The organism is Actinoplanes siamensis (assembly GCF_016862395.1).
GTDB lineage: Bacteria > Actinomycetota > Actinomycetes > Mycobacteriales > Micromonosporaceae > Actinoplanes > Actinoplanes siamensis.
Map to the genome: position 1 here is coordinate 74,723 of NZ_BOMW01000045.1, position 26,781 is coordinate 101,503.

The following is a 26,781-nucleotide window of genomic DNA, read 5'->3' on the forward strand; positions in this document are numbered from 1 at the left end:
CGCACGGTTGTTGCCGGGACGAGGCAAGACGACAGGCATTTTGCATGTCACATCGGCACGTACCCGAGCTCGGCGGCGCGCCTGGTCAGTTCCGCCTTGTTGGTGGCGCCCAGTTTGCGGCGCAGCCGTTTCGCGTACGTGTTGAAGCTCTGTTCGGTGACGCCGAGCTCGCGCGCCGCCTCCCGGTGGGTGAGTCCCGCGACGATGCAGTGCAGCGCGGCCACCTCGCGCGGCGCCAGCCGGACGGTCTCGACGGGCTCGGACGGGGCCAGCCGGGCCAGCACCGCTGGCGACAGGTACGACCCCCCGGCCAGCACCGCCGCACGGGCCGCGCCGAGCTCCGCCTCGTCGGCGATCACCGCGCGGGCACCTGCCGCGATCAGTCCCAGCGGGTCGGCGTCCGCACCGTCCGGCAGCACCACGACCGCGTACGAAAGCCGTGTCCGGTCGGAAATCGGCCAGTGTTCGACTCTGAGATCTGTGGCACGGTTCGAATCCTGTGATTCGAACGACAGGGAACTGCCGTGCGGCACCTGTGAACCGTGGGGCGGCCGTTTGTCGGCGGTCATCAATCCTCCCAGGCAGCGGGACCGAAGCGGTCAGAACGGGCAACCGTCACAAGATCCTCAACACCGCAATGTCCCCGAACTGACGCCTGCCGTTGTCACCCGCAGGTCCCCGATACTCAGCCCGATCGTCCACACTGCACGTTCACCAGGTTTATCGGCTTTGCCCGGACGGTCAACACCCGCCGAGGTTCATGGGAGTGATCATGACGCTGCGCTGGTACTGCTTCGGCGGATTCCGGGTCGAGGACGACGGGCGCGAGCTCGACCTCGGAGCCATCCGGCCCCGCAGCCGGACCCTGTTGCGCTACCTGGCCGCCGCCGCGGGGCCGGTGCACCGCGAGCAGATCATCGACGCGCTGTGGCCGGAGACGGCCGGCACCACAGCGGTCAACAGCCTGCACGTGGCGGTGTCGACGCTGCGCACGTTCCTGGAGCCCGGGGTGGCGCGCGGGGCGTCACGCTACATCGTGCGCAACGGACCGACATATCGGCTGGTCACCTCGTCCGCGTCGGACGTCGAGGAGTTCGGCGCGGCGTACCGGGCCGGCCGGCACGCCATGCCCGCCGACCGGGCCACCGCGATCCGGTCGTTCCAGGCCGCGCTGCGGTGCTACACGGGAGATCTGCTGCCCGAGGACGGGCCGGCCGACTGGGTGGTCGCGGAGCGCGAGCGGTACCGCGCGCAGGCCGCGGACGCCGCCGCGATGCTGGCCGAGCTGGAGCTGGAGGGCGAGCGGCCGATGGCGGCGGTGCGGGCCGCGCGGCAGGCGCTGGACCTCGACGACCACCACGACGCCGGGTGGCGGCTGCTGATCGCCGCGCAGGTGCGGGTCGGCGACCCGGCGGCCGCCGAACGGACCCGCCGCCAGTACCAGCGGGTCCTGCACACCCTCGGCGTGCCTCTGCAGGCCGTCCTCGGGAGCGCTCCCGGCAGCATCCTCAGGGTCGCCTGAAGACCTCGATCTCCGCGATCGCCGAAGTGTTTCCGCCGGTCAGGCCGTAACCGGACAGGATCGTGAAACGCATCCGGGACACGTCCCCGACCGCCATCCCGAAGGTCTGCGGCCCGGCGCGGTCGGCCAGGTGCAGGGCCTTCTCGGTGCGTGTGCCGCCGGGCGTCCACAGCTCCAGCAGCACGTCCGCGGGGCGGCCCTGGCGGGCGTAGTCCTGCTGCTGCGGGGAGACGCCGCCGCTGACGATGACGTTGAGGACGCGGATCGGCTTGTCGAACGTCAGCTCGACCCACGGCTTCTTCTCGTGGCCGGCGACCGGCGCCCAGAACCGGTTGTTCAGGCCGTCGCTGACCAGCTCCGGCCCGTGCTTGGTCGCCGAGCTCGACGCCCGCGCCGAGTTCGGGGTGATCAGTTCCGGCTTGGCCAGCCGGTCCCGGACGGCGTCGACCGCGCGCGGGCCGTACCGCATCCCGGCCCAGACCAGCGCGGCCAGCAGGGCCACCAGCGTCAGCACCGCGAGCAGGCGGCGCAGCCGGCCGCGGCCGGTCGGCCAGCTCAGGCGCCACCGGCGGCGGGTGCTCTCGACGGCCTTCTCGGCGCGCAGGGGCCGGCCGCAGCGGCGGCAGAACGCGCGGTCCGCCGGGTTGGCGGTGCCGCAGTTCGCGCAGGCGATCTCACCTACGGTGTCCGGGACGTCGGAGAACTCCCGCAGGACCGGGCGCGGAGCGATGGGCCGGCCGGGCTGGACGGCGCCGGGTTGGTCGGTGGCCGGGGAGATCCGCGGGGGTACGGCGGTGGGCGCGGCCGCGGGTGGTGGGGTGGCCTCGGCCACGGGCACGACGAGCGCCGCGGCCCGGCTGCGGACGGGCGGCTCCTCCGGCCGTTTCGGTTCTTCCGGCTCCTCCGGCTCCTCCGGCTCCTCCGGGGCCGCCTGTTCCGCCGCTGGTTTCTCCGGCTCGGCCGGTTTCTCCGCCTCCGCGGGCTTCGGTTGCTCTACGGGCTTGGCTTGTTCCACGGGCGTGGGTTGCTCGGCGGGCTTGGGTTGCTCGGCGGGCTTCGGGTCCGCCTTCTCCGCCGCGCTCCAGTCCAGGAACGCTCCGCAGACCCCGCAGAAGGCGTCCCCCGGCGTGACCGGGGAACCACAGTTGTCGCACAGTGTCATTCCGCCACGACCTCAACCCGGCACGGCACATGCGCCGGCCGATTCGCCTCGACGAACTCCCGCAGCCGGTCCACGAAGACCTCCGACGGATCCGCCACCCGCACCCGTACCAGCAGATCCGGTTCCGCCCTCCCGGGCAGCGCCGACCCGGGCGTCGCCGACCACGACGTCCCGCCGCTCTCCACGACCTCGGCCGCCACCCCGAACACGTCCTGGATCTCCGTCCGCAGACCCGCCGCGGTCCCCCGCAGCCGGTGCGTGGCGACCGCGTTGATCACCGCAGCCCGGCGCCGCTCGACCGGCCGGTCCGGGCCGGCCACCGCGCCGACCCAGCCGCCCAGCCAGTCGACGAAGTCGTCCGGGGCGAGCGCCGGCGTCAGGTACGCCCACAGACTGTCCAACGTGGCCTGCACCGGCGCCAGCACCTCGTCGCACCCGTCGGTCAGGCGCTGCGCCAGGTCGTCCGCCGCGTACACGGCCGGCAACCGCCGCCCCAGCGGATCCGGCGTGCGCAGCCCGGGGACGGCCGCCCGCCGGCTCGCAACGGTGTCGCTCATCGCTCCTCCACCCGGATCTGGTGCTGGTGCGAGAAGACCAGCGCGTGCCGGTCCAGCTCGATCCGGTTGACCTCGTCGCCGCGGCGGCCGGTGAGCGGGTCGGCCGGGAACATCCGGACCTCCTCCACCACCTCCACGCCGGGCAGGCGCTGCAGCACCCCGAACACCTCGCCGGAGTGCACCGGACGGCCGAACGGCCACCCGTGCCCGTCCGGGCCGCCGTGGATCGGGTCGAGGTACCCGTACAAGGCCTGCTCGGCCTGGGCACGCAGCCGCACCGCGGAGACGTCCGGCCGGGGCCGCAACCGGGCCACCACGGTGACGCCCTGGTAGAACGGCGGCTCCACGACCAGCCGCGCCCCGATCGGCCGGCGGGCGTCCAGGTCGGCGGCGATGGTGGCCAGCATGGTGTCGTCCGGCACCAGGTCCTCGAACGGGAGCCGCCCGGTCTCGTCCGGCACCGCGGCCGGCACCACCAGCAGCCGTACCCCGCCCGCGTCGCTGCCGTCCCCGGCGGGCAGGCAGCGGACCCGGGCCGCGGCCGGCACCGCCTGGCGGGCCAGCAGCTCGTAGTCGGCGGTGGTCACCGCCCGGTCCTGCGCGCGCAGCTGCACCGGCCCGCGCATCCGGGCCTCGTCCACGGTCTCGCCGTCCACCCCGCCGAGCGCCGGGCCGCGGTTCTCCACCACGCTGACGTACGGGATCGAGGTCCGCAGCACCGACAAGGCGCGCCGCGCCACGTTGCCCTGCCGCCCGCCGCCCGTGCGGTAACGGCGGATCCGTACCCGGGCCCCGACCGTCGGCACCGCGCCGTACTGCCGCAACGTCCCGTCCGCCTGCCGGACCGCCGGACCGAAGCCGATCTCCCCGCTGGTCCGGTCCACCGTCACGTGTCTGTCGAACGGGTCCGACGCGGCGAAGCTGTCCACCTCGGTCCACGAGGTCCAGGCGTCGCCGTCCGAGGTCTCCACCACGATCGGCTCGCCGTCCGCCACGATCGGCGGCCGGGCCACCAGGAAACGCTGGCCGGGCACGCCCTCGGAGTCGCCCAGCATCTCGTCGTCGACCGTCTCGGCGTGCACGGCCGGCACGGTCCCGCCGATGGTCGACACCGCGACCGCCCGCACGGTCGGCGACTGCACGTAGAACGGCTGCCCCGGCTCCGGCTCCACGAGCCGGCAGCGCAACCACCCGGCCGACTGCCCGGCCTGCACCGACACCGCGTGCCCGGCCGGCACGTGCAGGATCACGTCGCCCGGCCGGTTCAGCCCGCCGGTGCCGTCCCGGTCGACCTCGCACGCGGTCCAGCTCTCCCCGGTCCACGCCTCCCAGACCAGTGGCGGCTGCCGCGGGTCGACGCCGACGCCCTCCACCCGGCTGTCCAGCTCGAGCAGCACCGCGCAGGACGGCACCGGCGCGGAGAGCCCGACGAGCAGGCTGTCGCCGGCGGCCGGCGTCTGCTGGAACACCGGCATGTCCCGGCCCTCGGCGACCCCGTCGAGCAGGTCGACCGGCGGCCCGGCGGCCGGGTGGCGCCGCAGCCGGGTCAGCCGGCACGGCACGATCGCCAGGTCGGCCGAGGTGGTGAAGACGATCGCCTCCTCGGTGGCGCTCCGCTCGGTCGCCACCTCGGTGCCGGCCGGCACCAGCACCGGCTGCTCCTGCGGGCCGGAGAGCCAGAACGTGACCCCGCCCCGGGCCGCTGCCGGCGCGAACAGCCGTACCCCGATCAGGTCCAGGAAGGCCAGGTAGTTCTTGTCCGGCACCCGGTTGAGCCGGTAGATCAGCTGGTCCACCATGTGCGCGAACGCCTCGACAAGCGTCACGCCGGGGTCGGAGACGTTGTGGTCGGTCCACTCCGGGGCGCGCTGCTGGATGAATCTCTTGGCCTCGTCGACGAGCTGCTGGAAGCGCCGGTCGTCCAGGTTCGGTGCGGGCAGCGGCATCAGGCGGCGCTCTCTTCGGCGGTGTCGTGCGACGGGATGACGTAGAACGGGAAGACCAGATTGCGCGGGTCGTTGGTGCCCCGGATGGTGTAACGCACGTCGATGTAGAGCACGCCGGCGTCCTCGTCGTCGAAGCCCACCACCACGTCGGCGACGTCGATCCGGGGCTCCCAGCGGTCCAGCGCGCGGCGCACCTCGAAGGCGATCCGCCCGGCGGTGTTCTCGTCGGCCGGCGCGAAGACGTAGTCGTGCACGCCGCAGCCGAACTCGGGCCGCATCGGCCGCTCGCCGGGCGCCGTGGCCAGGATCAGCCGGATCGCCTCGGCGATCTCCCGCTCGCGGCTGACCAGGGCTATCCCGCCGGTCGAGTCGACCCGCAGCGGGAACGCCCAGCCGTTGCCGATGAACTGCTCGGCCACCTCACCCTCCGATCAGGACGTTCGGGGCGCCGGCCACGATCCGCGCGTTGCACACCACCTGGTCGAACTGGCGGGCCGCCGGAAACCCGCCGATCAGCACCTGGCCACCGATCCGGGGCGGTGTGGGCGGACGGACGACATTGGTCACCAGCAGCTCGTAGTGCGGCGTGCAGACACCGACGGTGCCGACCACGGCGGCCGGCTTGCCACCGATCAGCACGGTCGGCACACCCATCAGCGGTGGCGTGCCGGGCATGCCCAGCACGCCGGTGGGCGGGCCGGGCACCATCGGGGCGGCCAGGTCGCTGATCGGATCGCCGATCCGGGCGGCGGGCAGATGCGGCATGGATGCTCCTCAGTTCAGTCTCACGATGGGCGCGCGGACGTCGGCCTCGACGGCGCCCGTCACCGATATCCGCCGGCCCTTGAGCGTCAGGTCGCCGCGGCCGGCGTCGAGCGTGATGCCGTTGCCGCGCACCTCGACCGAGCCGGTCGCATCGATCTCGATCTTGCCGTCGGCGTGCACCACGATCTTCTTGCTGCCACGGTCCAGGAAGACGACGAGCTTGTCCTTGGCCGTGGCCAGGCGGATGCCCTTCGGGTTGAGGCGGGAATCGAGCAGCTCGATCCGGTCGTCGGCGCGGTTGGCGAACGAGCGCCGGTTCACCTTCCCGGTGGTGCCGTCGATCAGGTCGGTCTGGTGCGGCGAGGGGTTGTCCTTGCCGTTGTAGAGACCGCCGATCACGTACGGCCGGTCCAGCAGCCCCTGCTCGAAGCCGACCAGCACCTCGTCGTTGATCTCCGGGGTGAAGACGCCGCCGCCGCCGACCCCGCCGAGCTGCACCGTCCGTACCCAATCGGTCTGGTATTCCGCGTCGTCGGTCAGCCACGGGAAGCGCAGCCGGACCCACCCCTGGTTCTTGCGGCCCGCGGCCCGGCCGGACTGACGCGGGTCGGCGTCCACCTTGGTGTCCGTCACGATGCCGATCGCCATGCCGGGAACCCGGACCGGACGGGCCGGCGCCCCGGTGCCGCCGGCCAGCCCGTACATCGACCGGTCCTGCCGGCCGCTGACGGTCACCCACGTCTCGTAGACCGAGCCGGGCGCGAAGACGTGCCGGCTGGACGTGATCGTGTACTTGCCGTCGAACTCGGCGCCGATCTTCTTCAGCGTCATCGGCACGCCGGCGCGCAGCTCGGGCCGCCCGCGCACCCCCACCTCGAGCTCGGCCAGCGCGGCTGTCACGTCGGCCGCCACGGCCCGCGCGACCACCCGGGTCTCGGCCTCGGTCTCGTAGGGCACGTCCGTCACGTTCAGTCCGGCGCCGCCCGCGCCGAACGGCTGGATCGCCTTGCGTGGGGTGGTCTTGATGTCCAGCTCGGCGCTGTCGGTCACCTGCAGCCGGGTCTTCACCGACTTCTTCTGCACCGGGTCCCAGCCGCGCACGGTCACCGCCGGCACCTGGCCCACCGACGTGACTGTCGAGCGCACCGCGAGCACGTTGTTCCCGGCTTCGATCACTTTCGGACTCTGCTCGGCGGTCAGCCCGGTGCCCGGCGCGGTCGAGGCGCGCTCGCTGGCGCGGAAGTAGAACTTGCCGTCGACCACTGCCACCTCGGCCTCGTTGTCGACCGCGAGCATCTTGAGGAACTCCCAGTCGCTCACGTTCGGCTGGGTGATCATGTCGTACGACCTGGTGAACGAATCGATCTTGCCGATCGGCAGCCCCGCCGCGCCGGCCAGCCGCTGTGCGATGACTGTCGGCGTCTGCTTCACGAAACTGCGCACCCGCTGCCCGCGCATCAGCCGGTGGGACAGGTCCAGGGCCCGGATCACCGAGAACGTGCCGTACCCGTCGTGCTGCGACTCCAGGGTGACCACCTCACCCTTGAAGAGCAGGACCGAGGTGGTACGGCCGCGGCGCACCCGGACCGTCACCTTGCTGCCGATCGCCACGCCGTTCTCCGCGTAGAACACCCCGTGCTCGTCCCGGAACCGCAGCTCGGCGACGGCGGCCAGGTTGCTGCTGTCCTCGACGGTGGCCGACACCAGCCGCCGCTCCCACTTGCGCGGCAACTGGCCCGGCAGACCCAGCTGGAGGTTGTTGACGTGGTCGGTGCCGGCGCCCACGCCTCAACCCTCCACGGCCGGCAGCAGCAACTGCCGGCCCGGGCGCAGCCGCACCGGGTCGTCGATGTCGTTGGCCTCGGCGATCACCCGCCAGATCGTCGGATCGCCGTACTCACGGTAGGCGAGCATCTCCAGCGTGTCCCCGGCGACCAGGCGGTGCACCCGCTGCGCGGTGAGCGAGCCGGATGTCGGGTTCTGCCCCGGCGTCGACCCGCTGATCTCGGTCAGCGTCAGCGAGCAGGTGGCCCGCAGCGGCGTGCCGTCGGGGTCGAACAGCCGGTAGGTGGCGTCGATCTGGCTGACGTAGGAGTAGAACGAGACGGTCTGGAACTGCCCCCAGGTGAACTTGACCCACGGCGGCGACGGCGCTTTCGCCGCGATGCTCGCCTTCGTCGGCACGCAGCAGGTCAGCAGCTTCTCCACGCGCTGCTGCACGGACCGGTCGTGGGTGCCCGTGGCGTCCAGGAAGATCGTCAGGCTGAGCGTGCGCGGACCGGATCCGCTGAACTCGGCCACCCCGACGTCCTCCGCGGCGCGCACCACGTGCGGGATCCAGTTCGCCGACTTGGACAGCGACAGCTCGTTCGGGTTGAACATGAACGTGATCGGCCCGCCGAGCGGCCCGCCCGGCTGGTCGCCACCGGCCGGCGGCGGTTGGTAGAGCTGCAGCCCGGCAGCCACCTTCCCGGTGCGCGCCATCAGCCGCTCACCTCCGTGAAGCCGTGGTAGGCCAGCTCGATGCTCTCCGACGCCACCTCCGAGCGGCTCGGGTCGAAACTCGGCCCCGACCAGCGCACCAGCACGACGTCGGCGAGCCCCCACTGCACCAGCAGCGACCGATCCGGCTTGAGCGCCGCGATCTCGGCCGATCCGCGCCGCACACGCTGCGGAAGCTTCGAGAGGTACTTGAAGACCTTGGCGGTGTCATCGGTGAGCGGCCGGGTCAAAGTCACGTTCGGGTAGACCAGCCGGGACGGCAACTGCCAGACGAAGTCGTTGTTCCCACCTTCCTGGTGCTCCTCCAGCTCAACCTGAATGCCCAGCCCCGCACAGGTGTTCCACTCACCCAGATCGATGCTGTCGATGCGCAGCCGGAAGTGGACGCTGGTACCCGGATCACTCATCTCGTCCTCCTCCTACCGCCATCCCCACCAGTCCCCGCCCGGGACGCACACCGCACGCCCGGCCCACCACCGCCGGCTGGCGCCCAGGGGCTCCTCCCGGCCCGGGGAGACACCCCCCGGACCAGCCCACAGGCATGGGAGGCACATCCCACCACCGGCGCGGTGTGCCCGATTCGGGCTTTGCCGGGTTCGGACGGCTCGGTACCGCTGTCGTCCGCGTGGTCATCGCCAGCCGTCCCGCAGCCGCGCGGAGCGTTCCCTGCTGGTACGCATCTCGGCCCGCAGCAACCGCTGAACAGGATCGGTCAAGCGATGCGCGAGTTCGTCGAGGTGCTCGCGCCGCAGCAACCGCACCAGCTTGTGCAGTTGCTTGTCGTCGAACCGGCTCAGGATCGCGTCGACGTGCCTCGGTTCCAGGCGTTTGAGCAGCGTGTCCAGGTCCGGCGCCGGAGCCGCGACCGGCGTCGCGGGCCGCGCCTTGGCAGACGCCTGCGGTGGCGCCGAACGCTGCGCCGGGTCCGCCGCACGGGCCGCCTCGGCTGCCGGCCGCGGCGCAGGCGCCCGCTGAACCACCGGAGGCGGCCCGCTCACCCCTCGGCCTCCGGCCTTCGGATCACCCAGCGAAAGCGGACGATTCGGTACGCCCGGAGCACCGTCGCCCACGCCCGGCGTTTCCGCGGCCCCCAGCCGGCCGGGCACCCTCGCGACACCCGTGGCGGCCCGCTGCACCAATGCGCCGAGCGGCCGAGCTCCACCACCGTCCGCGCCGGCGCCGGATGCCCGCGGTGCGGCCGGGCGAACCACCGCGGCCCGCGGCGCCCCCGTCCCGGAGCGCGCAACCACGTCTCCCGGCGAAGTCAGCCCACCGCGCGTCCCCGCCCCATCCGGCGACGCCTGTTCGTCCCGCGTTTCCGCACCGCCCGGCAACGGCAGAGCACCCCGCGGCCCCGCGCCACCCGGCGACGCCAGCCGGCCCCGGGTCCCGGGGTCTCCTGATGACGTCAGCGCTTCGCGCATCGCCGGGCCGCTTCGCGACGTCATCTCGCCACGCATCGTCATGGGCCCGCGGGACGTTCCCTCGCCCCGGGCCGTCACGCTGCCGCCCGGCGGCAGGACACGCCGCGATGTCACCTCACCCGCGGATGGTGCCAGGCCGCGCGCCGTCACTTCGCCGCGCAACGGTGTCACGCCGGGCGACGTCGCACCGCCGGGCGATGACGTCTCACCCCCGCTGCCGCCCGTTGACGTCCCGCCCTGCGACGTCGCGTCGCCGACCGGCCGTGGCCGTCCGAGGACCGCGAGCCCGTCCCGGCCGGCGGATGGCCCGCCAGGTGACATCGCACTGTCGATTGAGGACCGATCCCCGCGTTCCTCCGGACTCTCGCTCGGGGACGCCCCGGCAGGTGACGTCGCGCTGCCGGCCGGCGACGAGTCGCGATACGACGTCGCGCTGCCGTGCGACGACTGCCCGCCGTGTGACGACGGGCTGGCGTCCGGCGACGCCACGCCGCGCCCTTCCGACGGCGACGGGCCGCGCCACGACGACCGCGGCTCAGCCGGGACTTCCACACGCGGCGGCGACATCCGGACCACGGGACGTCGCGCTGACCGCTGAACGGGAACGCTCCGGCCGGGGGTGTCCGACCGGGGCGTCCTGGCGGCTGGCTGGCCGGCCGGATCTGTCGACGTACCCGAGACCGCTGCGCCGGCTGAGGCGGCGAGCCGTGCTGGGCCGGCTGAAGCGCTCGGGTCCGCAGCGGCGGTGGTGGCTGGGTTCGCCCGATCGACCGGGACGACGGGCATTGCCGCGGCCGGCGGTGTCGCAGGAACCGGGGCAGCCGAGGTGCCCGGGAACGGCGATGACCCCGGGGATGCCGGAGTGGCCGGGGATGCCGGCCTGGCCGGTTGAGTGCGGTCACGGTTCGGCTGGGCGGGCGGGGACGTGGTAGGGCGCATCACCGCTCGCTGCGCCGGCTTCCCGGTCGACTCAGTGTTGCCCGAGGCGACCCGGGCGGCCGGCGGCGACGGTGACATCGACGACGGTGGCGACGGTGGCGACGACATCGACGACGACGACATCGACGGTGGCGGCGCGGAAAGCGGGGCGCCGAGGCCGGCGGGGCGGGAGGTGCCGGGCTTCGGCGACGTCCCGGGACGCACCACCGGCGGTGAGGTGCCGGCGTCCGATGCCGTTCCCGCGCTGCTCCCGCCGGGGTCAGCCGCGGCTTCCGCGCTTCCGGCAGTGCCACGACCTGCCCGGCCGGGCGCCGACGCCAGACGATTGACCGCCTGAGCGGTCGCATCGGCGCCGGCGGGAGGACTGGGGCGCCGGCCCGCTGGAGGCAACGAGCCGGCCGACGGGGATGGGCGCTGGCCGGCCGGCGGGGTCGCGTCACCGGCGCCCGGCAGGGGGTCGCGCTGTACCGGGCGGGCGGCGACCACCGGCGGAGAGGCCGGGGAGGTGACCGCGCCACCGGGCGACCGCGCCGACGCGGGACCGCCGGCTTCAGCCGCGTTCGCGGGCGTCCGACCGTCAGGCACGGCCGAACTGCCTGGCCTGACCGCGTTCGCGGAAGTTGGGCTGACCGGTACGGCCGGAGCCGGGCCGCTCGGTTCGGCCGACTCCGCGGGGACCGGGCTGCTGGGCCGCAGCGGGGGCGTGACCGGGCCACGGGAGCGGGCCGCCGGTGCTGCCGGGTCAGCGCCCCGGGCAGTCGGGCCGGAGGTGGGGGCCGGGGCCGGCGAGTGCGGGATGTTACGTGACTCCGGTGCTCGTGGCGCCACTACGACCTGGGGGCGGACCGGCGCTCGGGCCGGGCGGTCCGGGTCCGGCGGGCCGAAGCGGGCCGAGGCGGGGGCGCCGTCCATCGGTTCGCCGAGGCCGAGAGGGCGCGGCCGCCGCACCACAGCGGGTTCCGCGGATCGCTGGGCCGGCGGCCGAGAGGCTTCGGCAGCGGGCCGGACCGGCGACGGGTCGGCGTGGGGCTCGGACGTCCCTGTCGGAGCGTCGAGAGGCTGTCGCTGCGCGGGACCACTCGACCGCCCGGCCGCGGCGCCGGAGCCCGCAGGACCGGAACGTCCGGGGCCCGCGTCCGGTGTGGCCGGGATGCTGGGATCGGTCCCGCCGGGGGCATCGCCGCTGGACGCGGCTTGCCGGGCCACCGGCAGGGCCGGCGACGTGGACCTCGGCGGGCGCGGCCGGACCGGCAGCCGGCGAGCGGGTTCGACCGGGTGTCCGGAGACCAGCGATCGGCTCGACGCCGGGGTGCGCGCCGGCACCACGGGCCGGGACGAGCCGGTGGACGCCGACCCGGTAGAAGAATCCGAGCCGGCCGGCGGCGAGTCCGGGCTCGCGGGTCGCCGGACCGGCGGCGGGGCGGCGGCATGGCCAGGGCGGGGCGCGCCGGCCGGGCGGAGCAGGTCACGGACCACACCGGCGGGGGCGGTCACCGCCCGGCGCGGGGCCAGGGCCGTACCGAAGGAGGGGTTTTGTCTTGTCGCCAATCCCGCGGCGAAGCGGTCACCGTCGCTGAGCAGCTCGACGCGGCTCCCGGCCAGAGCGGGCCGCAACGGGGGCAGCGAAGCCCAGCCCGCGTCGGCCGGCGCCGAGGGCGGAGGCGCCGACCCGGCGGGCACCGGAGCCCGGACTTCCGGGTCAACGGCCGAGGGCACGGTCCGCGGCCCGCGCCGCCGCAGCCTGTCCCACACAGCCATGGTGCTATCGAACCTCGTTCATCCTGGTGTTGATGCGCGCTATTTCCTCGACGTAGCGGACCCGCTCGGCATGGGTGAGCCCGAGGATCTCGGTCCGCGGCCAGTGGAAGTGGTAGGCGACGTACGCGACCTCCTCGTGGAGCCGGTCGGCCCCGTACGTCACGATTCCCCCAGGCGGCTGCCGGCCAGGTCGACGTCGAACGAGGTCTCGCACGCCGGGCAGGTCACCTCGGCCAGCGTGTGCCCCTCCGCGTTGATCCGGCGGTAGAGATCCTGCAGAAACGCCAGGTCGGAGGCGAACAGCCGCTCGATCGTCTCGGTGCGGACCGTGGTGATCGTGCCGATCCGGGTCACCACCAGGCTGAGCAGGACCACCGACAGGTACGCCGGGTTCTGCTTGACCCGCACGTCGATCAGCGGCGCCAGCTCGTCCCGCGCGGTGGCCAGACGCATCGAGCCGTCCCGATGCACCTGGCCGTCCTCGTCGACGTACCCCCGCGGAAGCTGGAAGGTGAACTCGGTCTGCAGCCGCGCCGGGGGTTCCGCCGCCGGAGGCGTGTCCGGATCACCGACCAGGAGATCTCCGCTGGAGACGTTGCGCCGCCTCATGACGTGCTGATGTCCTCGTAGACCACGGTGACCTTCTCGGTCGCGGCGGTGGAGTCGCCGGCCTTCAGGCTCGGGCCCTCCCACTTGTTGACCCACGCGTTGGTCAGCTCGAAGCGCCGGCCCTCCTGGCGCTGCGAGTCGTTGATGATGATGCTGATGTGCTTGCGGGCGTCGTCGACGGCCCCGTTCAGGAACGTCTTCTTGATCCAGTCGGTGAACGCGCTGCTCTTGTCGAGGCCGCGGGTGATGGTGCACTCGCCGCCCTTGCGCGCCCCCGGGATCTTGCGGATCACCAGCTCGCCGGTCGGGGTCACCTGCTGGACCTCGATGGCGTCGAGCTCGAAGGTCAGGCCGCTGACCTCCTGCACGTACTCGACCTGGATGCCGCCCAGCTCCACCGAGAAGCTGTGGACGATGAGGGTGTCGCCACCGGCCATTTTCGCCGCCTTCCTCTACTACTCGTTGACCAGGCTGGTGCTGTCGGAGAACTGCGAGAGCCGGAAGACCACGAACTCGGCCGGCTTGACCGGGCAGATGCCGATCTCGCAGACGACCTGCCCCCGGTCGATGACCTCCGGCGGGTTCGTCTCGCTGTCGCACTTGACGTAGAACGACTCGGCCGCGGTGGCCCCGAACAGCGCGCCGCGACGCCACTCCTCGGTCAGGAACGCGGTGATGTTGCGGCGGATGGTGCCCCAGAGCCGCTGGTCGTTCGGTTCGAAGACGATCCACTGGGTGCCGAGGAGGATCGACTCCTCGATGTAGTTGAAGAGGCGGCGCACGTTGATGTAACGCCAGGCCGGGTCGGACGAGAGCGTGCGGGCGCCCCAGACGCGCACGCCGCGGCCCGGGAACGCCCGGATGCAGTTGACCCCGACCGGGTTGAGCAGGTCCTGCTCGCCCTTGGTGATGTTGTTCTGCAGCTCGACGACACCGCGCAGCACCTCGTTGGCGGGCGCCTTGTGCACGCCGCGCTCGTTGTCGCTGCGCGACCAGAGGCCGGCGATGTGACCGCTCGGCGGCATCATCACGTTGCGGCCGCCGGCCGGGTCGAAGACCTTGACCCAGGGGTAGTAGAGGGCGGCGAACTTCGAGTCGTACCCCGCGGTCTCCTGCCGCCACACCCGCACCTGCTGGGCGCTCAGGTCCGGCGGGGTGTCCAGGATGGCCAGCCGGTCGCCCATCTGCTCGCAGTGCGAGATCAGTGCGAGCTGCGCGGCCTTGACCTCCTCCAGGCTGAGCGACCCCTGCTGGTACGCGGCCATCAGGTCGGGCGCGACCACCATGGTGACCTCGTCGATCGCCTCCAGCCCGCCCAGGCCGGAGCGGGTGTCCACGTCGCCGGCGAACTCGTCGACCGACACGCCGGACGGGACGATGTCGGCGCCGGCGGCCGGGGCCGGCAGCGTGACCGTCTGGTTCGCCGGGCGGGCCAGCGCGTTCGCCGTGGCCGCCTCCTCCAGCAGGATCAGCTTGGAGTGCTCGCGGACCTGGCTGACCACGTTGTTGTCGCCGCGGCGGCGGAACGAGCCCTGGAAGACCTCGGCCTGCTGGCCGTTCTGGCGCACGATCAGCCGGAACTGGTCGTCGCCGACGCCGTCGCCCTCGGGGTCGGCGACCTCGACGGTGACCTCACCGCCGGTGGCCGAGCCGGCCAGCGCCACCGCGCGGAACGTGCCGATCTGGGCCGGCGCGCCGTTCGGCAGTGCCTTCTGCCCGTTGGTGGACACGTTGCCGGTGGCCGGCGTGCCGACCCGGACGATGTACGCGACGCCCCCACCGTTCGCGAAGTAGCCGTACACCGAGTTGGCCAGGTAGGTGCCCTCGACCATGCCACCGAACACCTGGACGTACTGACTCCAGTTGGTGACCAGCGTCGGCGTGTGGAAGGGTCCTTTCTCGGCGAATCCCACGAACGCCGTCACGGCGGTTCCGACGCCCTCGATGGGGCGCGAACCGCTCGGCGCCTCCTCCACGTAGACGCCGGGAGACAGGTACGTCGGCATGCGGAACCCCTTCAAACCCGTGATGGTGGACCTTGCCAGCCTGGCCCGGTGATCCGGGCGCGCCAAGGTCCGTCGGGGCGTCACGGAGGGCAGAAACCGTGCCCGAGCGATGCGCCGTCCGGGGCCGGGCGACGGTGTTTGCTGGCGGGATGCACTCCGGACGAACCGTTTCCAGACAGGAGTTCCGGCGGGACACGGCGCCGGCGACGGCCCGGGGCGACCATGGTCCGAACCGGACACATCTTGCCCCGAACGCGGCCCGGATTCATCTTCTGCGGCGCACGTCGGCAACGCCGCGGCCGGGCGGCACCGTGACGCTGACGAGCCGGTGGATCGAGGTCACCGAAAGGTGGGCAGGAGGCGGCCGAGCTTGCGGTACTCCCGCTCGGCGGCCGCCACCAGCTGGGCCATCGTGACCGGGCCGCCGGCCGCCGCGGCGAGGTAGCCCGCGGTGACCACGCAGGACCGGATGGCGCCACCGGAGAGTTCGTACGTCCGGGCGCAGCGCTCCAGATCGATGTCGTCCGCCCGGGGCAGGTCGGCGCCCAGGCAGTGATCCCACAACGCGTGCCGCTGGGCCTGATCGGGCACCGGGAAGTCGACGATCACGTCGAGCCGCCTGATGAACGCCTCGTCCAGGTTCGCCCGCAGGTTCGTGGTCAGGATCGCCACGCCGTCGAACGACTCCATCCGCTGCAGCAGGTACGCGCTCTCCATGTTCGCGTACCGGTCGTGCGCGTCGCTCACCTCGGAACGCTTGCCGAAGATCGCGTCCGCCTCGTCGAAGAGCAGCACGCCGTTCACCCCGGCCGCCTCGACGAAGATGCGTTCCAGGTTCTTCTCGGTCTGGCCGACGTACTTGTCGACGACCGTGGACAGGTCCACCACGTACAGGTCGAGACCCAGGTCCGCGGCGACCACCTCGGCCGACATGGTCTTGCCGGTGCCCGAGTCGCCGGCGAAGAGCGCGGTCACGCCGCGTCCCCGGCCGCCGCCCGGCCTCAGCCGCCAGCCGCCCAGCACCTGCTCCCGGTGCCGCACTCGACCGGCCAGGTCGCGCAGCTGCCGCCCGACCTCCTCGGGCACCACCAGATCGGCCCAGGTGACGCCGGGCTCCACCCGGCGGGCGAGCTGTTCCAGCCCGGCCGCGTTCTGGCTGCGTACCCCGGCCCGGATGTGCCCGGCGCCGACGCGCCGCGCGCCGGCGAGCAGCGCGAGGTGGGTGGCGACGGTCGCGGCCCGGCGTGCCTGCGTGGCATTGAGGGTGTACGGCGACAGCTCGCGCGCCACATCCACCCCCTCCTCGACAGGCGTGCCGAGCGACGCCTGCCACAGCGCCAGCCGTTCGGCGCCCACCGCCGGTGCGGTCACCAGCACCGGAGCCTGCTCGGCCCAGAGCGGGTCCCACCGCGACCGCCCGGTCAGCACCACCGGCGCCGCGGCGTCCAGCAGCCCGTGCAGCACGCCCGTCCGTTCCGGGTCGACCGGCCCGGCGATCAGCCCGGCGCCGGACAGCCGGGCCTCGCGGACCGCTGTCGCGATCACCTCGGCCGGCGCCGGGTCGGCGGCCAGGACGTCCAGGTCGAGCCGCAGCGCCACGCGGCCGGCCGCGGCCAGCGCCGAGGCGGCCAGGTCCTCGGCCGCGCCGGCACCCGGATCGCGCACGTAGGACAGCCGGTGCCCGGCGCGGATCGCGGCGGCCAACCCGGCGGCGCCGGCCGGCTCCCAGCCCGGCGCGGCGACCGGCCGCAGCAGCCGGGCCAGGCGCGGGTCGGGGCGGTCGCCGCCGAGCAGATGCCCGATCAGCCGGTCCGGGACGCGCAGCGTGCGGGTCAGGAACGGCCGGTCGGTCTCCTCGACGAGGAGCAGGCCGCCGTCGACGAGCGGGCAGCCGGCGGTCAGCCGGGCCCGGACCGTGCCCAGCACGGGCGGGACGCCGCACAGCTCGATGGCCAGCCCGGCGGTGGCCCGGGGGCGGGTGACGTCGTCGTTGAGGTAGCCGTAGAGCTTCTCGTACCGCCGGTCCAGGTCCGGCAGCAGCGCGATCAGCAACAGCTCGGAGTCCAGCGGGAGCAGGCCGAACTCGCGGATCAGCGCGCGCAGCGGCACGGTCAGCCCGGCGGCCTCGGCCCGGTCGGCGACCTCCTCGGCGGCGGCCAGGGCGTCCCTGTCGACCAGGTCGGGCAGCGGGCCGGCGCTGGGGTCCTCGATCAGCCGGCGGGCCGCGTCCGCGGACAGGTGCAGCCCGCGCAGCGGGTCACCGGGCTCCGGGTCGGTCTTCTGGCGGATCGCGAAGGCGTACCGGACCCGCTGTTCGATCAGGGCCAGCCGGGTGCCGAAGTACTCGGCGTCGCTCACCGGTTCGGGCCGATCGGCCGGCCGCCACGGCGCCGGCGTTCGCCGGGCAGCTCACGTTCCCGGGGTACGCCGATCCGGGGCACGGCCTCCCCCTCCGTCAGCTCGGGCTGGTTCAGCCGCCGGGACTCGTGCACGCCGGTGTCCGCGTCGCGGGTGCGCAGCCGCAGCCCGTCGGTGACCGTCGCCGCGGCGCGGACGCTGCCACCGGCCAGCGGGGCGACCACCACCAGGTCGAGCGACGGCTTGAGGTTGCCGCCCACAGCGGTCCAGATGTCCGCCAGACCGCGGTCGCGCGTCGGCGGCACCGCGATGGTCAGCGAGACCGGCAGGCCGAGGTCGGCCAGCGTCCCGGTCAGCAGCTCGGGCGGGACCGCGTCGTGCCGGACCAGCCCGGCCAGCAGCACCGAGAGGATCCGGTGCTCGTCCTGCGGGCGGCTGGTCCACGCGGTGACCAGATAGGACAGCGAGAACCACCGGGGCGCGTCGTGCTCGGCCACGACGGCGCCCTGGTCGTCGTACTCTGCCGCGGAACCCTGCTGGCGCAGCGACATGTCCTCCTGGATGTCGTAGAGGAACAGGTTCACCGTCGGGGCGGTCCGCCGCGCCGTCCACTCCTTGGTCGGCGCGTCGAACGCCACCTGGATGTCCAGGCCGGGCAGGGTGTCCTCGTTGAGCAGCGACAGCAGCGCCGCGTCCACCTCGTCGATCACTTGCGCAGCACCAGCCCCGGTGGCTGCTGGGCCGGCTGGACCACCTGGAAGTCGGTGGTCACCCGGGTGAGACCGGATCCGGTGGCGATCACCTGGCGCGGGCCGAGCTCGTCCTTCCAGAGCACCAGCAGCTGCGCGTCGAAGCGACCCCCGGCGTCCGGCACCGCCGGGTTGGCCGCCACCGTCACGCCGGTGTCCCAGGCCAGCCGCACCCGGACGCCCGGCGGGAAGTCGAAGCCCCGGATGATCGTGACGAAGCCGGGCGGACCCAGCTCCGGGTTGGCCAGGATCCTCGGCTGCAGGACCACCAGGGGCGTCGAGACCCGGCGGGCGGTCAGCGTGTCGGCGTTGATGGTCCCCTGCACCGTCGTGGTGATCTTCTTGGGCGGCACCAGGATGAAGGTCAGCTCGGTGGAGGCGCCCGGGGTCAGATCACCGATCCGGCAGACCGTCAGGTCACAGTTGCCGGGCCGGGTGACGACCGGGATGCCGCGCGGCAGCCGGGGATTGATGGTCACCCCGGTGGCCGTGCTGCCGCCGATGTTGCGCACCGTGTAGCGGACCGTGGTCCGGTGACCGACCCAGGTGGGCGTCGGCGTGATCACCACGCTGACCTGCAGCAGCGGCGGCAGGGGCGGGGTGGGCGGGCGGACCACCGGCGGGGAGAGGCTGGGCGAGGCGCTCGGCGGGGCGCTGGGCGACGCCGCCGGGGGCGCCTCGGCGGTGAACTCGGCGGCGGCCTGGTTGTCCCGCGGAGCGGCGTCGGCCAGCCAGCCGCCGGCCGTCCAGCGCACCACCACGGTGCCGGCCGAGGTGGCGGTCAGCGTGACCCGCACGCCGACGGTCTTGCCGATGCCCGGCGTGCCCAGGTCGCAGAAGAGCCCGGCCACATCGCAGGTGCCGAGGTCGGCCTCCAGCGCGGTGACCTGGAAGCCGACAGGCGTCGCGATCCGCACCCGGACGCCGTGCGCGGTCACCGGCCCCCTGTCGGTCACCGAGAGGGCCACCGTCGCGGTCTTCCCGGTGGTGACCTTCCCGGGCGAGCTGACCAGGGCGGTGGTGACGTCGCTGGCACGCTGCCAGGCCGGCCACATCTGCCGTCCGGGGATCTCCCAGGTCAGGCCGTCCCGGACGCCGTTGTCCAGCTCGTACGTCTTGACGTAGTCGGGCTGGGTGGCGGCGGCGAACCGGCGCGACGAGTGAGCCAGCGTCCGGCTGTCCGGCGACCAGTCCACCCCGCGCGGGTGGTGCGGGCCGGTGTCCGGGGCGGTCAGCGCGTCGCCGCAGGTGCTGTTCGCCGGCACCAGCACCTGGCAGTTGTCGCCGGCCGAGTCGGTGACGAGCATCCCGTCCGGCGCCCGGCCGAACGCGATCTGGTTGCCGTCCGGCGAGAAGCCGGCGCCGTAGTCGGCCCGGCCGGTCCCGCCCGAGACCCGGGTCAGGTCGAGCTGCGTGCCGGTGCCGCCGGCGGCGGCAAGCCAGAGGTGGCTGTTCGCGGCCGCCCCGTCGGTCTGCCCGCGGGCGAAGACCAGCGAGGCGCTGTCCGGGGACCAGGCCGGCTGGGTCTCACCGACCAGGTCGCCGTTCGTCGGGATCGTCACGGGCGACACGCCGGTCTCCGCGTCCACCACCACGATCCGCGCCGGCTGGCCCGGCGTCCGCAGCGAGTAGGCGATCCGCTTGCCGTCCGGCGACCAGACCCCCTGGGTCTCCGAGCCGGTAGCGGTGCGCCCCGGCAGCTCCAGCCGCTTGCCGTTGCTGCCGTCCGCCCAGACCACCCAGAGCCGGGCCACCCGGTTGCCGCCCTCGGTCACGAACCGGCTGACCAGGATGCGCTGCCCGTCCGGCGAGTACGACGGCCGGGACGTCCACGGATCCCCGTTCACCGGGTTCCACAGCAGGTTCGGGTCGGCGTCGGCGCCCGGGTCCTCGCGCAGTACGGACACCCCGAGGTCGCGCGGGTCGACGGCGTCCGGCCGGACGTCGGACAGGTCGGCGGTGAACCGGTCCGGCGCCGAGGTGCGGGTGATCAGCAGCCGCTCGGTGGCGCCGCCCGGGTTGTACCAGCTCGGAGTGCCGACCGAGCGGTCCTCGCCGTACCGCAGCTCCGCGATGCAGGGGCAGCCGTCGTCGCGGGGCTCGCCGCTGTAGACCAAGTCGACGCCGCCGAGCGCGCCGGCGGGCTGGGTGTTGCGGCTGACGAACGCGACAGTGCGGCCGTCCGGATGCCAGGCCGGTGAATGGCTCTCCCAGCTGGAGGTGAGCATCAGCCGGTCGTTCCCGCCGTCCAGCGTGCTGATGTGCACCTTGCGGTCGGTCGCGCTGGCCGGCGCGGCGGTCCAGGCGATCAGGCCGCGCTCGGCGACCGGGTTCCAGGACGGCTGCCCCGCGCCGCCGGCGACGGAGGTGACGAAGCGGGCCGGGCCGTCGGCCAGCGGGATGCACCAGACCTGCGGCACGTCCGAGCCGCGCCTGCCCTCGAAGGCGAGCTCGGTGCCGTCCGGCGACCAGGACGGCCAGTAGTTGTCGCCGGTCCCGTCGGTGACCCGCCGCGGGGTGCCGCCGGAGATGCCTACCACCCAGAGGTCGCGGGCGCTGTTCTGGCCGTCGCGGGTCAACGCGTACGCCACCCGGGTGCCGTCCGGTGAGATCACCGGGTGGCTCGCCACCTGGGCGGTGTCCCTGGTCAGCTGCACCGGGTCGCCGGTCCCGGTCCAGGCCCACACCTGCGCCAGGCGCGAGGTGCGGCGGCTCACGAACGTCACCGCGGCGCCGCGGGCCGAGGCCTCGTCGTCGAAGTGCTGCACGCCGCCGGCGTAGAGCGGGTCGGAGCCGGTCGTGCCGGTGACCACGCCGACCGACCGGTGCGCGGTGCCGACGTAGGCGACCCGCAGGTCGGCGGCACGCAGCGGGGGATCGCCGGGCGCGGCGCCCGCCTCGCCGGCGACCATCGTCCACACACCGGGCACCGCGACGAGCGCGGCCAGGGCAAGGGCCGTGAACGCCCGAGACTTACGCACGATGTCATCCTCAGCAATGGGCCCCGGCGCCCGCACCGGGCGCCGGGGCAGTCACGAGGGCAGGATGTGTGCCCTCAGATCAGGTCGTGCCGCAGGGCGTACGCCACGGCGTGCGCCCGGTTCCGCAACTGGAGCCGCGTCGTCAGCTCGTGCAGGACATTCTTGACGGTCCGCTCCGAATAGGACAGCTTCGAGGCGATCTCCCGGGTCTCCAGGCCCTCGGCGACCAGGCGCAGCACGTCCACCTCGCGGGTGGTGAGCCCGCGCAGGGTCAGGCCGCGCGGCTGCAGCACCTCGCGCTGCAGCCGGCCCATCTGCTCCAGCAGCCGGCCGAGCAGGTCGCCCGGCACGCTGCCCTCGCCCTTGGCCGCGCCGAGCAGCACCTGGACCAGCCGCCCGGTGGACACCTCGGACCGGCGGACCACGCCGACGACGCCGCACTCGACAGCGCGGGCCAGCTGCGCGTCGTCCAGCCCGGAGGGCACCAGCACCAGCCGGCTCGAACCCCGGCGGAGCTCACGCAGCGTGGCGAAGGTCTCCTCGGTCACGGCGTCGGTGACCACCACGGTGACCGCGGCGGACGCCCGTTCCGCCTCGCCGACCACCCGGATCTCCGGGCGCCCCGCGAGGTGGCTGTTCATGCCCAGCAACGTGATCGGATCGGTGGCCTGGACAAAGACCGGCACCCGCTGCATGATCGTTCCTCCCTCGACGTACCGCCCGCATTCTGGTCGTCGCCGCTTAGCAAGCACTTACCAGGCACTTAACGGGCGGTGAGACCCGAACCACAGCAGACCGGACGGGCAGCAGATCTGCCCACGCCGGTTCCCGCACGGACCTTCCTCGGCCGCGATCGATCCCTACGCTCAGCGGCATGCGTGCATCGGCGAATCTGGGGAGCGAGTCCGTCTCCGTGGCCCCCGGCTCCACCGCGACGGTCCCGGTGACCGTGCGTAACTCGGGTGACACAGTGGAGGCGTACCGGCTCGAACTCCTCGGGGAGCCCGCCGAGTGGGCGGTGGTCGAGCCCGCGGAGATCACCCTGTACCCGGCGGGCAGCGAGACCGTGACCGTCACCTTCGCCCCGCCCCGGTCCGCGCGGGTCGCCGCCGGCGAACGGGACTTCGGCGTGCGTGTGGTGCCCTCCGAGCACCCGGACGCCACAGTGGTGCAGGAGGGCGTGCTCACCGTCGAGCCGTTCCGCGAGGTCACCGCCCAGCTGCAGCCCGGCTCGCAGTCCGGCCGGCGGCAGGCCCGCTACCGGATCGACACCGACAACCACGGCAACGTCGCGGAGGACCTGGTCTTCGCCGCCGCGGACGGGACCGACCAGGTGACGTTCGCGCCCCGGCCGCCGATCGCGATGATCGCCAACGGCACCCGGGCGGAGACCCGGCTCACCGTGCGGGCCCGACGCTGGCACTGGTGGGGCCCGCCGCGGGAGTACCCGTTCACCGCGGAGGCCCGGCCGGAGAACGGCCAGGTGCTGGCGATGGAGGGCGTCTTCGTCCAGCAGCCGGTGATCTCGGCCGGCCTGCTCAAGCTGCTGGCCGCGCTGCTCGCGCTGCTGCTGGCGCTGCTCGCCCTGTGGTTCGGGCTGGTCCGGCCGGCGGTGAAGTCGGCGGCCAAGGAGGCGGTCGACCAGAACACCGCGCAGCAGCGGGCCGCCGAGGAGGCGGAGTTCGCGACCACCCCGCCCGACCCGACGCCCACGCCGGCGGCCACGCCCGGCTCCGGCTCCGGCAACCAGGGCACGCAGGGCACCGGTGAGCAGGGCGGCTCGGGCAACGGCGCCGCGGGCAACGGGCAGGGCGAGCAGTTCTCCGCGGCCATCAGTTTCCGTACCAACAAGGGCGGTTCCGCCCAGCGCAGCTACACCGTTCCGGCCAAGCAGACCTTCCTGCTCACCGACTTCCTGGTGGACAACGTCCAAGGCGACGAGGGCACCCTGCGGGTCACCGCGAACGGGGTCCCGGTGGTCACCTACGCGCTGGAGAACTTCCGCAACCAGGACTACCACTCGGTCACCCCGATCCGGGTCCCGGCCGGCGCCCGGGTGAGCATGCTGGTGACCTGCCGGACGCCGGGCACCCCGGCCAACGCCAGCCCGGCCAGCCAGTGCCGCGAGTCGCTCTACCTCAACGGCCTGATGCAGAAGACCAAGCGGTAAGCACCCCCGGAGGCGCCCCCGAGTGCCAGCTCCCTGTTGGGGGCCGGCACTCGGGGGCGCCTCACCGGGATTCTCAGCCGACGAACAGGACGATCCTGCCGCCGGTGCGCCCCTCCTCGGCCTGGCGGTGCGCTGCCGCCTCGGCGGGCCGCCGGGTCAACCTCTGTTCGTCATGCCTGAAGTTCTACGGACCCCGCACCTGACACGGCCCTGACGATGCCCGTCACCTCGGTGTCAGAAGCCGCATACGCGACTCAACCCCGGGCGAGGACCGGGTAGTCGGTGTAGCCACGGGCGTCGGGGGCGTAGAAGGTGCTGGGGTCGGGCACGTTCTCCTCCGCTCCGGCGGCCCAGCGGGCGACCAGGTCGGGGTTGGCGAGGGCGGCACGGCCGACCGCCACCGCGTCCGCGAAACCGTCCTCGACCAGCGCGCTCGCGGCCTCGCGGGTGGTCGGCGTACCGAAGCCGTTGTTGAGGATCACCGGCGCGGCGGCCGCGTGGCGCAGCTTCTGCACCAGCTCACCGGCGGGGTCGGCGTGCAGGATGTCGACGAACGCCAGGCCCAGCGGCGCCAGCGCCTCGGCGAGCACGGTGTAGGTGGCGACGACGTCGGCCGGGTCGGTCTCCAGGGCGCCCTGGATGTTGTGCTCCGGCGAGATCCGCACGCTGGTCCGGTCGGCGCCGATGGCCGCGGCGACCGCGGTCACCACCTCGATCGCGAAGCGGGCACGGTTGGCGGGCGAGCCGCCGTACTCATCGGTGCGGGTGTTGGCGGCCGGGGAGAGGAACTGGTGGATGAGGTAGCCGTTGGCGCTGTGCACCTCGACGCCGTCGAGGCCCGCCTCGACCGCGTTGCGGGCGGCGGCCGCGAACGCGGCGACGATGCCGTGGATCTCGTCGGTGGTCAGCGCGTGCGGCACCGGGTAGGCGACCTTGCCGTCGGCGACTCGGGTCTCACCGGGGGCGGCGACGGCGCTGGGCGCGACGATGCGGCCGGTGCCGCTGATCTCCGGGTGCGAGATCCGGCCGCCGTGCATGACCTGCATGACGATGGCGCCCCCGGCCTCGTGGACGGCGTCGGCGACCCGCCGCCAGCCGGCGATCTGCTCGGCGGTCTCGATGCCGGGCTGACCGATCCAGGTGCGGCCCTCCCGCACCGGCCAGGTGCCCTCGGTGATGATCAGTCCCATCGAGGCGCGCTGCCGGTAGTACTCGACCAGCAGGTCCCCGGGGACACCGTGGTCTCCGGCGCGCAGCCGGGTGAGCGGAGCCATCACCAGGCGGTTGCGCAGGTCGAGGGCGCCGAGACGCAGCGGGCTGAACAGGGACATGGTTGAACCTCGTTCTCGTGGTGTCGGATCACGTGGAACGGTAGTTCGAAGTGGTACCAGGTACCAGGTTGGCACCGGATACGCTCGTGTCGTGAAGGACACAGCCAAGGCCTCGTTGCGTGAGCGGACCCGGCAGGCGATGCGCGCGGAGGTCAGCGCCGTGGCGACACGGCTCTTCGCCGAGCAGGGATGCGACAACACGACAGTCGAGCAGATCGCCGCCGAGGCCGGCCTGTCCCGTACCACCTTCTTCCGGTATTTCGGCACCAAGGAGGACGTGGTGCTGACCTGGCTGGAGGACCTCGGGCCGGCGCTCGCCGGGGCCTTCGCCGAACGCCCCGCGGACGAGCACCCGTGGCGGTCGCTGCGCCGGGCGTTCGACGTGCTCACCCGGATCAACGCCGACGCGCCCGAGCACTCCCTGGCGTTCCTGCGGATGATCGAGGCCAACCCGACCATGGCGGCCCGCCACCGGGGAAAGCAGCAGGCCTGGGAGGAGCTGCTCGTCCCGCTGGTCGCCGCCCGCCTGCCGGGTGACCTGCCCGCCGATCGGGACCCCGCGCCCCGGGCCCTCGTCGCCTCCGCCGTGGCCTGCCTGAACGCCGCCATGCGGGCATGGGCGGCAGGCGACGGCGCCGGCTCCCGGGACGCGTTGCTCGACCGTGCGATGAACGCCCCGCTCGGCTGACCGGCGTCACCGAACGAAACGGATCTCGGGATAGCGCGGGTCCGCGCCGCACATCAGCCGGCTGCGCCGGCCCCGCAGGTGCTGGTCGAAGAAGGCCCGGAGGTGGTCGCGCTGGATGGTGACGGAACGCTGCGGGCGGAGCGTGCCGACCAGTCCGGCGAGCTGCTCGGGGGTGAGGCCGATCTCCGGGGCGGCCTGCGGGTACAGCACCTGGCCGTCGTTGAACGAGCCGTGGACCGAGCCGGTCAGGCTCAGCTCACGTTTCCAGCCCCGTTGGCCCGTCCAGAACGCGTCCCAGGTCGGGTCCTCCGGGTCGGTGCCGTGGTCGCTGCTCAGCAGAAGGAACGGCCGGTCGGAGCCCGCGACGGCGCCCGCGCCGACGAGTGTGCCGTCCAGGTTGACCCCGGCCTTGATCCGCCGGTCGTGGTGCATCGTGGCGGCGGCGGTGCTGCCACCGAGTGAGTGGCCGAACATGCCGATCCGGTTCAGGTCGAATGCGCCCCGCAGTCCGATGGGAAGCCGGCGGTTCCCCGCGTCCGGGTTGCCACCGGCGTTGACGACGGCCAGCTGGTCCAGGACGAACCGGGTGTCGGCCTCACGAACCGCGACGGCCCGGGCGATGATCTGCTCGTCGATGTCGGGCGGGATGGCCGCCACCTCGACCCGCCCGTCCGGGAACTCGACCTCGCCGGCGTCGTGGGTGTGGTCGATGGTGACGACGATGTAGCCGTGGCTCACCAGCTCCTCGGCGAGGACGGTGCTGGTGCCGCGGTCGCCGCCCAGACCGGGCGAGTAGAGCACGACCGGACGGCCGCCGTGCACCGGTGCGCCGGCCCGGCCGTGCGTGGCCGTCGCACGGACTCTCTCGGCGGGCAGGCCGAACACCTCGGAGAAGTGGGGCACCGCGCCCGGCGACAGCCACGGCGCCGCCGGGTGGCCGTGGATGTGCCGGGCCGGGTACCAGATCTGGATCATGATTTCGCGAACCGGCCGGCCGGGCGCCCAGGGATCGGTACGGGTGCGGTCGACGAGGTGGAGCGCGACGGTGCCGAGCCGCTCGGGGCCGGTCGGCATGGGCAGCGTGTACCCGTCGGCGGTCGATCGTGGCCGGGCGGCGGCCGGCGCGCGGGTGATGACGCCGAGGCCGGCGGTCAGGACAGCGGCCGACAGCAGCGACCGGCGGGTAAGGGCCGGGGCGGGTCCGGGCATGGTGCGACTCCTCGGGAGACGGGGTGAACGGTGATCACCCTGCCGGGATCCGGGCGCGCTGTCGGTGGGGCGGGCAGCCGGTCCGGGGTGGGGTTACCCGTACCC

General features: G+C 73.5%; 24 protein-coding genes. 4 read left to right on the top strand and 20 right to left on the bottom strand.

Going from position 1 to position 26,781, the window contains the following annotated elements; all coding sequences use genetic code 11:
• Positions 1 to 47: 47 nt before the first annotated feature.
• Positions 48 to 422, bottom strand: coding sequence for a response regulator transcription factor (locus Asi03nite_RS23445; RefSeq protein WP_203682589.1), 375 nt, complete (start codon positions 420 to 422; stop codon positions 48 to 50).
• Between the two features lie 350 nt (positions 423 to 772).
• Between Asi03nite_RS23445 and Asi03nite_RS23450 the strand changes: the two genes are divergently transcribed.
• Positions 773 to 1,522, top strand: coding sequence for an AfsR/SARP family transcriptional regulator (locus tag Asi03nite_RS23450; protein ID WP_203682590.1), 750 nt, complete (start codon positions 773 to 775; stop codon positions 1,520 to 1,522).
• On the opposite strand, the gene Asi03nite_RS23455 is transcribed toward Asi03nite_RS23450, so the two are convergent.
• From Asi03nite_RS23455 to Asi03nite_RS23495, 9 genes are all read right to left on the bottom strand, one after another.
• Positions 1,509 to 2,684, bottom strand: coding sequence for a zinc ribbon domain-containing protein (locus Asi03nite_RS23455; RefSeq protein WP_203682591.1), 1,176 nt, complete (start codon positions 2,682 to 2,684; stop codon positions 1,509 to 1,511). The genes Asi03nite_RS23450 and Asi03nite_RS23455 overlap by 14 nt on opposite strands.
• A complete protein-coding gene (locus tag Asi03nite_RS23460) occupies positions 2,681 to 3,241 on the bottom strand; it encodes a phage tail protein (protein WP_203682592.1) in 561 nt (186 codons plus the stop codon). The genes Asi03nite_RS23455 and Asi03nite_RS23460 overlap by 4 nt, the downstream gene beginning before the upstream one ends.
• Complete coding sequence (locus tag Asi03nite_RS23465; RefSeq protein ID WP_203682593.1) at positions 3,238 to 5,187, bottom strand: putative baseplate assembly protein; 1,950 nt, start codon at positions 5,185 to 5,187, stop codon at positions 3,238 to 3,240. The genes Asi03nite_RS23460 and Asi03nite_RS23465 overlap by 4 nt, the downstream gene beginning before the upstream one ends.
• Complete coding sequence (locus tag Asi03nite_RS23470; RefSeq protein ID WP_203682594.1) at positions 5,187 to 5,606, bottom strand: GPW/gp25 family protein; 420 nt, start codon at positions 5,604 to 5,606, stop codon at positions 5,187 to 5,189. Before Asi03nite_RS23470 ends, Asi03nite_RS23465 begins: the two co-directional genes overlap by 1 nt.
• 1 nt (position 5,607) lies before the next feature.
• Entirely contained in the window at positions 5,608 to 5,952 is a 345-nt protein-coding gene (locus Asi03nite_RS23475) for a PAAR domain-containing protein (protein WP_203682595.1), read from the bottom strand.
• A 9-nt stretch (positions 5,953 to 5,961) separates the two neighbouring features.
• On the bottom strand, positions 5,962 to 7,737 hold the full coding sequence (locus Asi03nite_RS23480; protein ID WP_203682596.1) for a VgrG-related protein: 1,776 nt from the start codon (positions 7,735 to 7,737) through the stop codon (positions 5,962 to 5,964).
• 3 nt (positions 7,738 to 7,740) lie between these two features.
• Entirely contained in the window at positions 7,741 to 8,436 is a 696-nt protein-coding gene (locus Asi03nite_RS23485) for a CIS tube protein (protein ID WP_203682597.1), read from the bottom strand.
• A complete protein-coding gene (locus tag Asi03nite_RS23490) occupies positions 8,436 to 8,861 on the bottom strand; it encodes a phage tail protein (RefSeq protein WP_203682598.1) in 426 nt (141 codons plus the stop codon). The genes Asi03nite_RS23485 and Asi03nite_RS23490 overlap by 1 nt, the downstream gene beginning before the upstream one ends.
• Before the next feature lie 222 nt (positions 8,862 to 9,083).
• The gene (locus tag Asi03nite_RS23495) at positions 9,084 to 9,452 is read right to left on the bottom strand and encodes a hypothetical protein (protein ID WP_203682599.1); all 369 of its coding nucleotides are present in this window, start codon (positions 9,450 to 9,452) and stop codon (positions 9,084 to 9,086) included.
• 1,399 nt (positions 9,453 to 10,851) lie between these two features.
• On the opposite strand from Asi03nite_RS23495, the gene Asi03nite_RS23500 reads away from it, so the two are divergent.
• Complete coding sequence (locus Asi03nite_RS23500; RefSeq protein WP_203682600.1) at positions 10,852 to 11,154, top strand: hypothetical protein; 303 nt, start codon at positions 10,852 to 10,854, stop codon at positions 11,152 to 11,154.
• A 1,425-nt stretch (positions 11,155 to 12,579) separates the two neighbouring features.
• Here Asi03nite_RS23500 and Asi03nite_RS23505 read toward each other — a convergent pair.
• The 8 genes from Asi03nite_RS23505 to Asi03nite_RS23540 all read right to left on the bottom strand — a co-directional run bounded on the left by Asi03nite_RS23505 (position 12,580) and on the right by Asi03nite_RS23540 (position 21,973).
• Positions 12,580 to 12,738 (bottom strand): DUF6760 family protein, encoded by a 159-nt coding sequence (locus Asi03nite_RS23505; RefSeq protein WP_203682601.1) that lies wholly within the window; start codon positions 12,736 to 12,738, stop codon positions 12,580 to 12,582.
• Positions 12,735 to 13,184: a hypothetical protein gene (locus Asi03nite_RS23510; RefSeq protein ID WP_239102876.1), complete on the bottom strand. Its 450-nt coding sequence runs from the start codon at positions 13,182 to 13,184 to the stop codon at positions 12,735 to 12,737. Before Asi03nite_RS23510 ends, Asi03nite_RS23505 begins: the two co-directional genes overlap by 4 nt.
• Positions 13,181 to 13,621, bottom strand: coding sequence for a phage tail protein (locus Asi03nite_RS23515; RefSeq protein WP_203682602.1), 441 nt, complete (start codon positions 13,619 to 13,621; stop codon positions 13,181 to 13,183). The genes Asi03nite_RS23510 and Asi03nite_RS23515 overlap by 4 nt, the downstream gene beginning before the upstream one ends.
• 18 nt (positions 13,622 to 13,639) lie before the next feature.
• A complete protein-coding gene (locus Asi03nite_RS23520) occupies positions 13,640 to 15,190 on the bottom strand; it encodes a phage tail sheath family protein (protein WP_203682603.1) in 1,551 nt (516 codons plus the stop codon).
• Positions 15,191 to 15,529: 339 nt separating this feature from the next.
• Positions 15,530 to 17,548, bottom strand: coding sequence for an ATP-binding protein (locus tag Asi03nite_RS23525; RefSeq protein WP_203682604.1), 2,019 nt, complete (start codon positions 17,546 to 17,548; stop codon positions 15,530 to 15,532).
• Complete coding sequence (locus Asi03nite_RS23530) at positions 17,545 to 18,258, bottom strand: Pvc16 family protein (protein WP_203682605.1); 714 nt, start codon at positions 18,256 to 18,258, stop codon at positions 17,545 to 17,547. Before Asi03nite_RS23530 ends, Asi03nite_RS23525 begins: the two co-directional genes overlap by 4 nt.
• Positions 18,255 to 21,278, bottom strand: a complete 3,024-nt coding sequence (locus tag Asi03nite_RS23535; protein WP_203682606.1) for a DUF11 domain-containing protein — start codon at positions 21,276 to 21,278, stop codon at positions 18,255 to 18,257. Before Asi03nite_RS23535 ends, Asi03nite_RS23530 begins: the two co-directional genes overlap by 4 nt.
• A gap of 74 nt (positions 21,279 to 21,352) precedes the next feature.
• Positions 21,353 to 21,973, bottom strand: coding sequence for a helix-turn-helix transcriptional regulator (locus Asi03nite_RS23540; RefSeq protein ID WP_203682607.1), 621 nt, complete (start codon positions 21,971 to 21,973; stop codon positions 21,353 to 21,355).
• A gap of 179 nt (positions 21,974 to 22,152) precedes the next feature.
• Between Asi03nite_RS23540 and Asi03nite_RS23545 the strand changes: the two genes are divergently transcribed.
• Positions 22,153 to 23,448 carry a COG1470 family protein gene (locus Asi03nite_RS23545; protein ID WP_203682608.1) on the top strand — a complete coding sequence of 432 codons (1,296 nt, stop codon included), beginning with the start codon at positions 22,153 to 22,155 and terminating at the stop codon, positions 23,446 to 23,448.
• Positions 23,449 to 23,702: 254 nt separating this feature from the next.
• Here Asi03nite_RS23545 and Asi03nite_RS23550 read toward each other — a convergent pair whose 3' ends face one another.
• A complete protein-coding gene (locus Asi03nite_RS23550) occupies positions 23,703 to 24,779 on the bottom strand; it encodes an alkene reductase (protein ID WP_203682609.1) in 1,077 nt (358 codons plus the stop codon).
• A 91-nt stretch (positions 24,780 to 24,870) separates the two neighbouring features.
• Between Asi03nite_RS23550 and Asi03nite_RS23555 the strand changes: the two genes are divergently transcribed.
• Positions 24,871 to 25,467 (top strand): TetR family transcriptional regulator, encoded by a 597-nt coding sequence (locus Asi03nite_RS23555; RefSeq protein ID WP_203682610.1) that lies wholly within the window; start codon positions 24,871 to 24,873, stop codon positions 25,465 to 25,467.
• Between the two features lie 6 nt (positions 25,468 to 25,473).
• On the opposite strand, the gene Asi03nite_RS23560 is transcribed toward Asi03nite_RS23555, so the two are convergent.
• Positions 25,474 to 26,676 carry an alpha/beta hydrolase family protein gene (locus Asi03nite_RS23560; RefSeq protein WP_203682611.1) on the bottom strand — a complete coding sequence of 401 codons (1,203 nt, stop codon included), beginning with the start codon at positions 26,674 to 26,676 and terminating at the stop codon, positions 25,474 to 25,476.
• Positions 26,677 to 26,781: the final 105 nt, after the last annotated feature.

Excerpts from the sequence above, each read along its gene's own strand:
- Asi03nite_RS23490 (WP_203682598.1), bottom strand. The coding sequence starts at position 8,861 with ATGAGTGATCCGGGTACCAGCGTCCACTTCCGGCTGCGCATCGACAGC.
- Asi03nite_RS23550 (WP_203682609.1), bottom strand. The coding sequence starts at position 24,779 with ATGTCCCTGTTCAGCCCGCTGCGTCTCGGCGCCCTCGACCTGCGCAAC.
- Asi03nite_RS23485 (WP_203682597.1), bottom strand. The coding sequence starts at position 8,436 with ATGGCGCGCACCGGGAAGGTGGCTGCCGGGCTGCAGCTCTACCAACCG.
- Asi03nite_RS23475 (WP_203682595.1), bottom strand. The coding sequence starts at position 5,952 with ATGCCGCATCTGCCCGCCGCCCGGATCGGCGATCCGATCAGCGACCTG.
- Asi03nite_RS23520 (WP_203682603.1), bottom strand. The coding sequence starts at position 15,190 with ATGCCGACGTACCTGTCTCCCGGCGTCTACGTGGAGGAGGCGCCGAGC.
- Asi03nite_RS23465 (WP_203682593.1), bottom strand. The coding sequence starts at position 5,187 with ATGCCGCTGCCCGCACCGAACCTGGACGACCGGCGCTTCCAGCAGCTC.
- Asi03nite_RS23515 (WP_203682602.1), bottom strand. The coding sequence starts at position 13,621 with ATGGCCGGTGGCGACACCCTCATCGTCCACAGCTTCTCGGTGGAGCTG.
- Asi03nite_RS23540 (WP_203682607.1), bottom strand. The coding sequence starts at position 21,973 with ATGCAGCGGGTGCCGGTCTTTGTCCAGGCCACCGATCCGATCACGTTG.
- Asi03nite_RS23560 (WP_203682611.1), bottom strand. The coding sequence starts at position 26,676 with ATGCCCGGACCCGCCCCGGCCCTTACCCGCCGGTCGCTGCTGTCGGCC.
- Asi03nite_RS23545 (WP_203682608.1), top strand. The coding sequence starts at position 22,153 with ATGCGTGCATCGGCGAATCTGGGGAGCGAGTCCGTCTCCGTGGCCCCC.
- Asi03nite_RS23455 (WP_203682591.1), bottom strand. The coding sequence starts at position 2,684 with ATGACACTGTGCGACAACTGTGGTTCCCCGGTCACGCCGGGGGACGCC.
- Asi03nite_RS23450 (WP_203682590.1), top strand. The coding sequence starts at position 773 with ATGACGCTGCGCTGGTACTGCTTCGGCGGATTCCGGGTCGAGGACGAC.
- Asi03nite_RS23460 (WP_203682592.1), bottom strand. The coding sequence starts at position 3,241 with ATGAGCGACACCGTTGCGAGCCGGCGGGCGGCCGTCCCCGGGCTGCGC.
- Asi03nite_RS23510 (WP_239102876.1), bottom strand. The coding sequence starts at position 13,184 with ATGAGGCGGCGCAACGTCTCCAGCGGAGATCTCCTGGTCGGTGATCCG.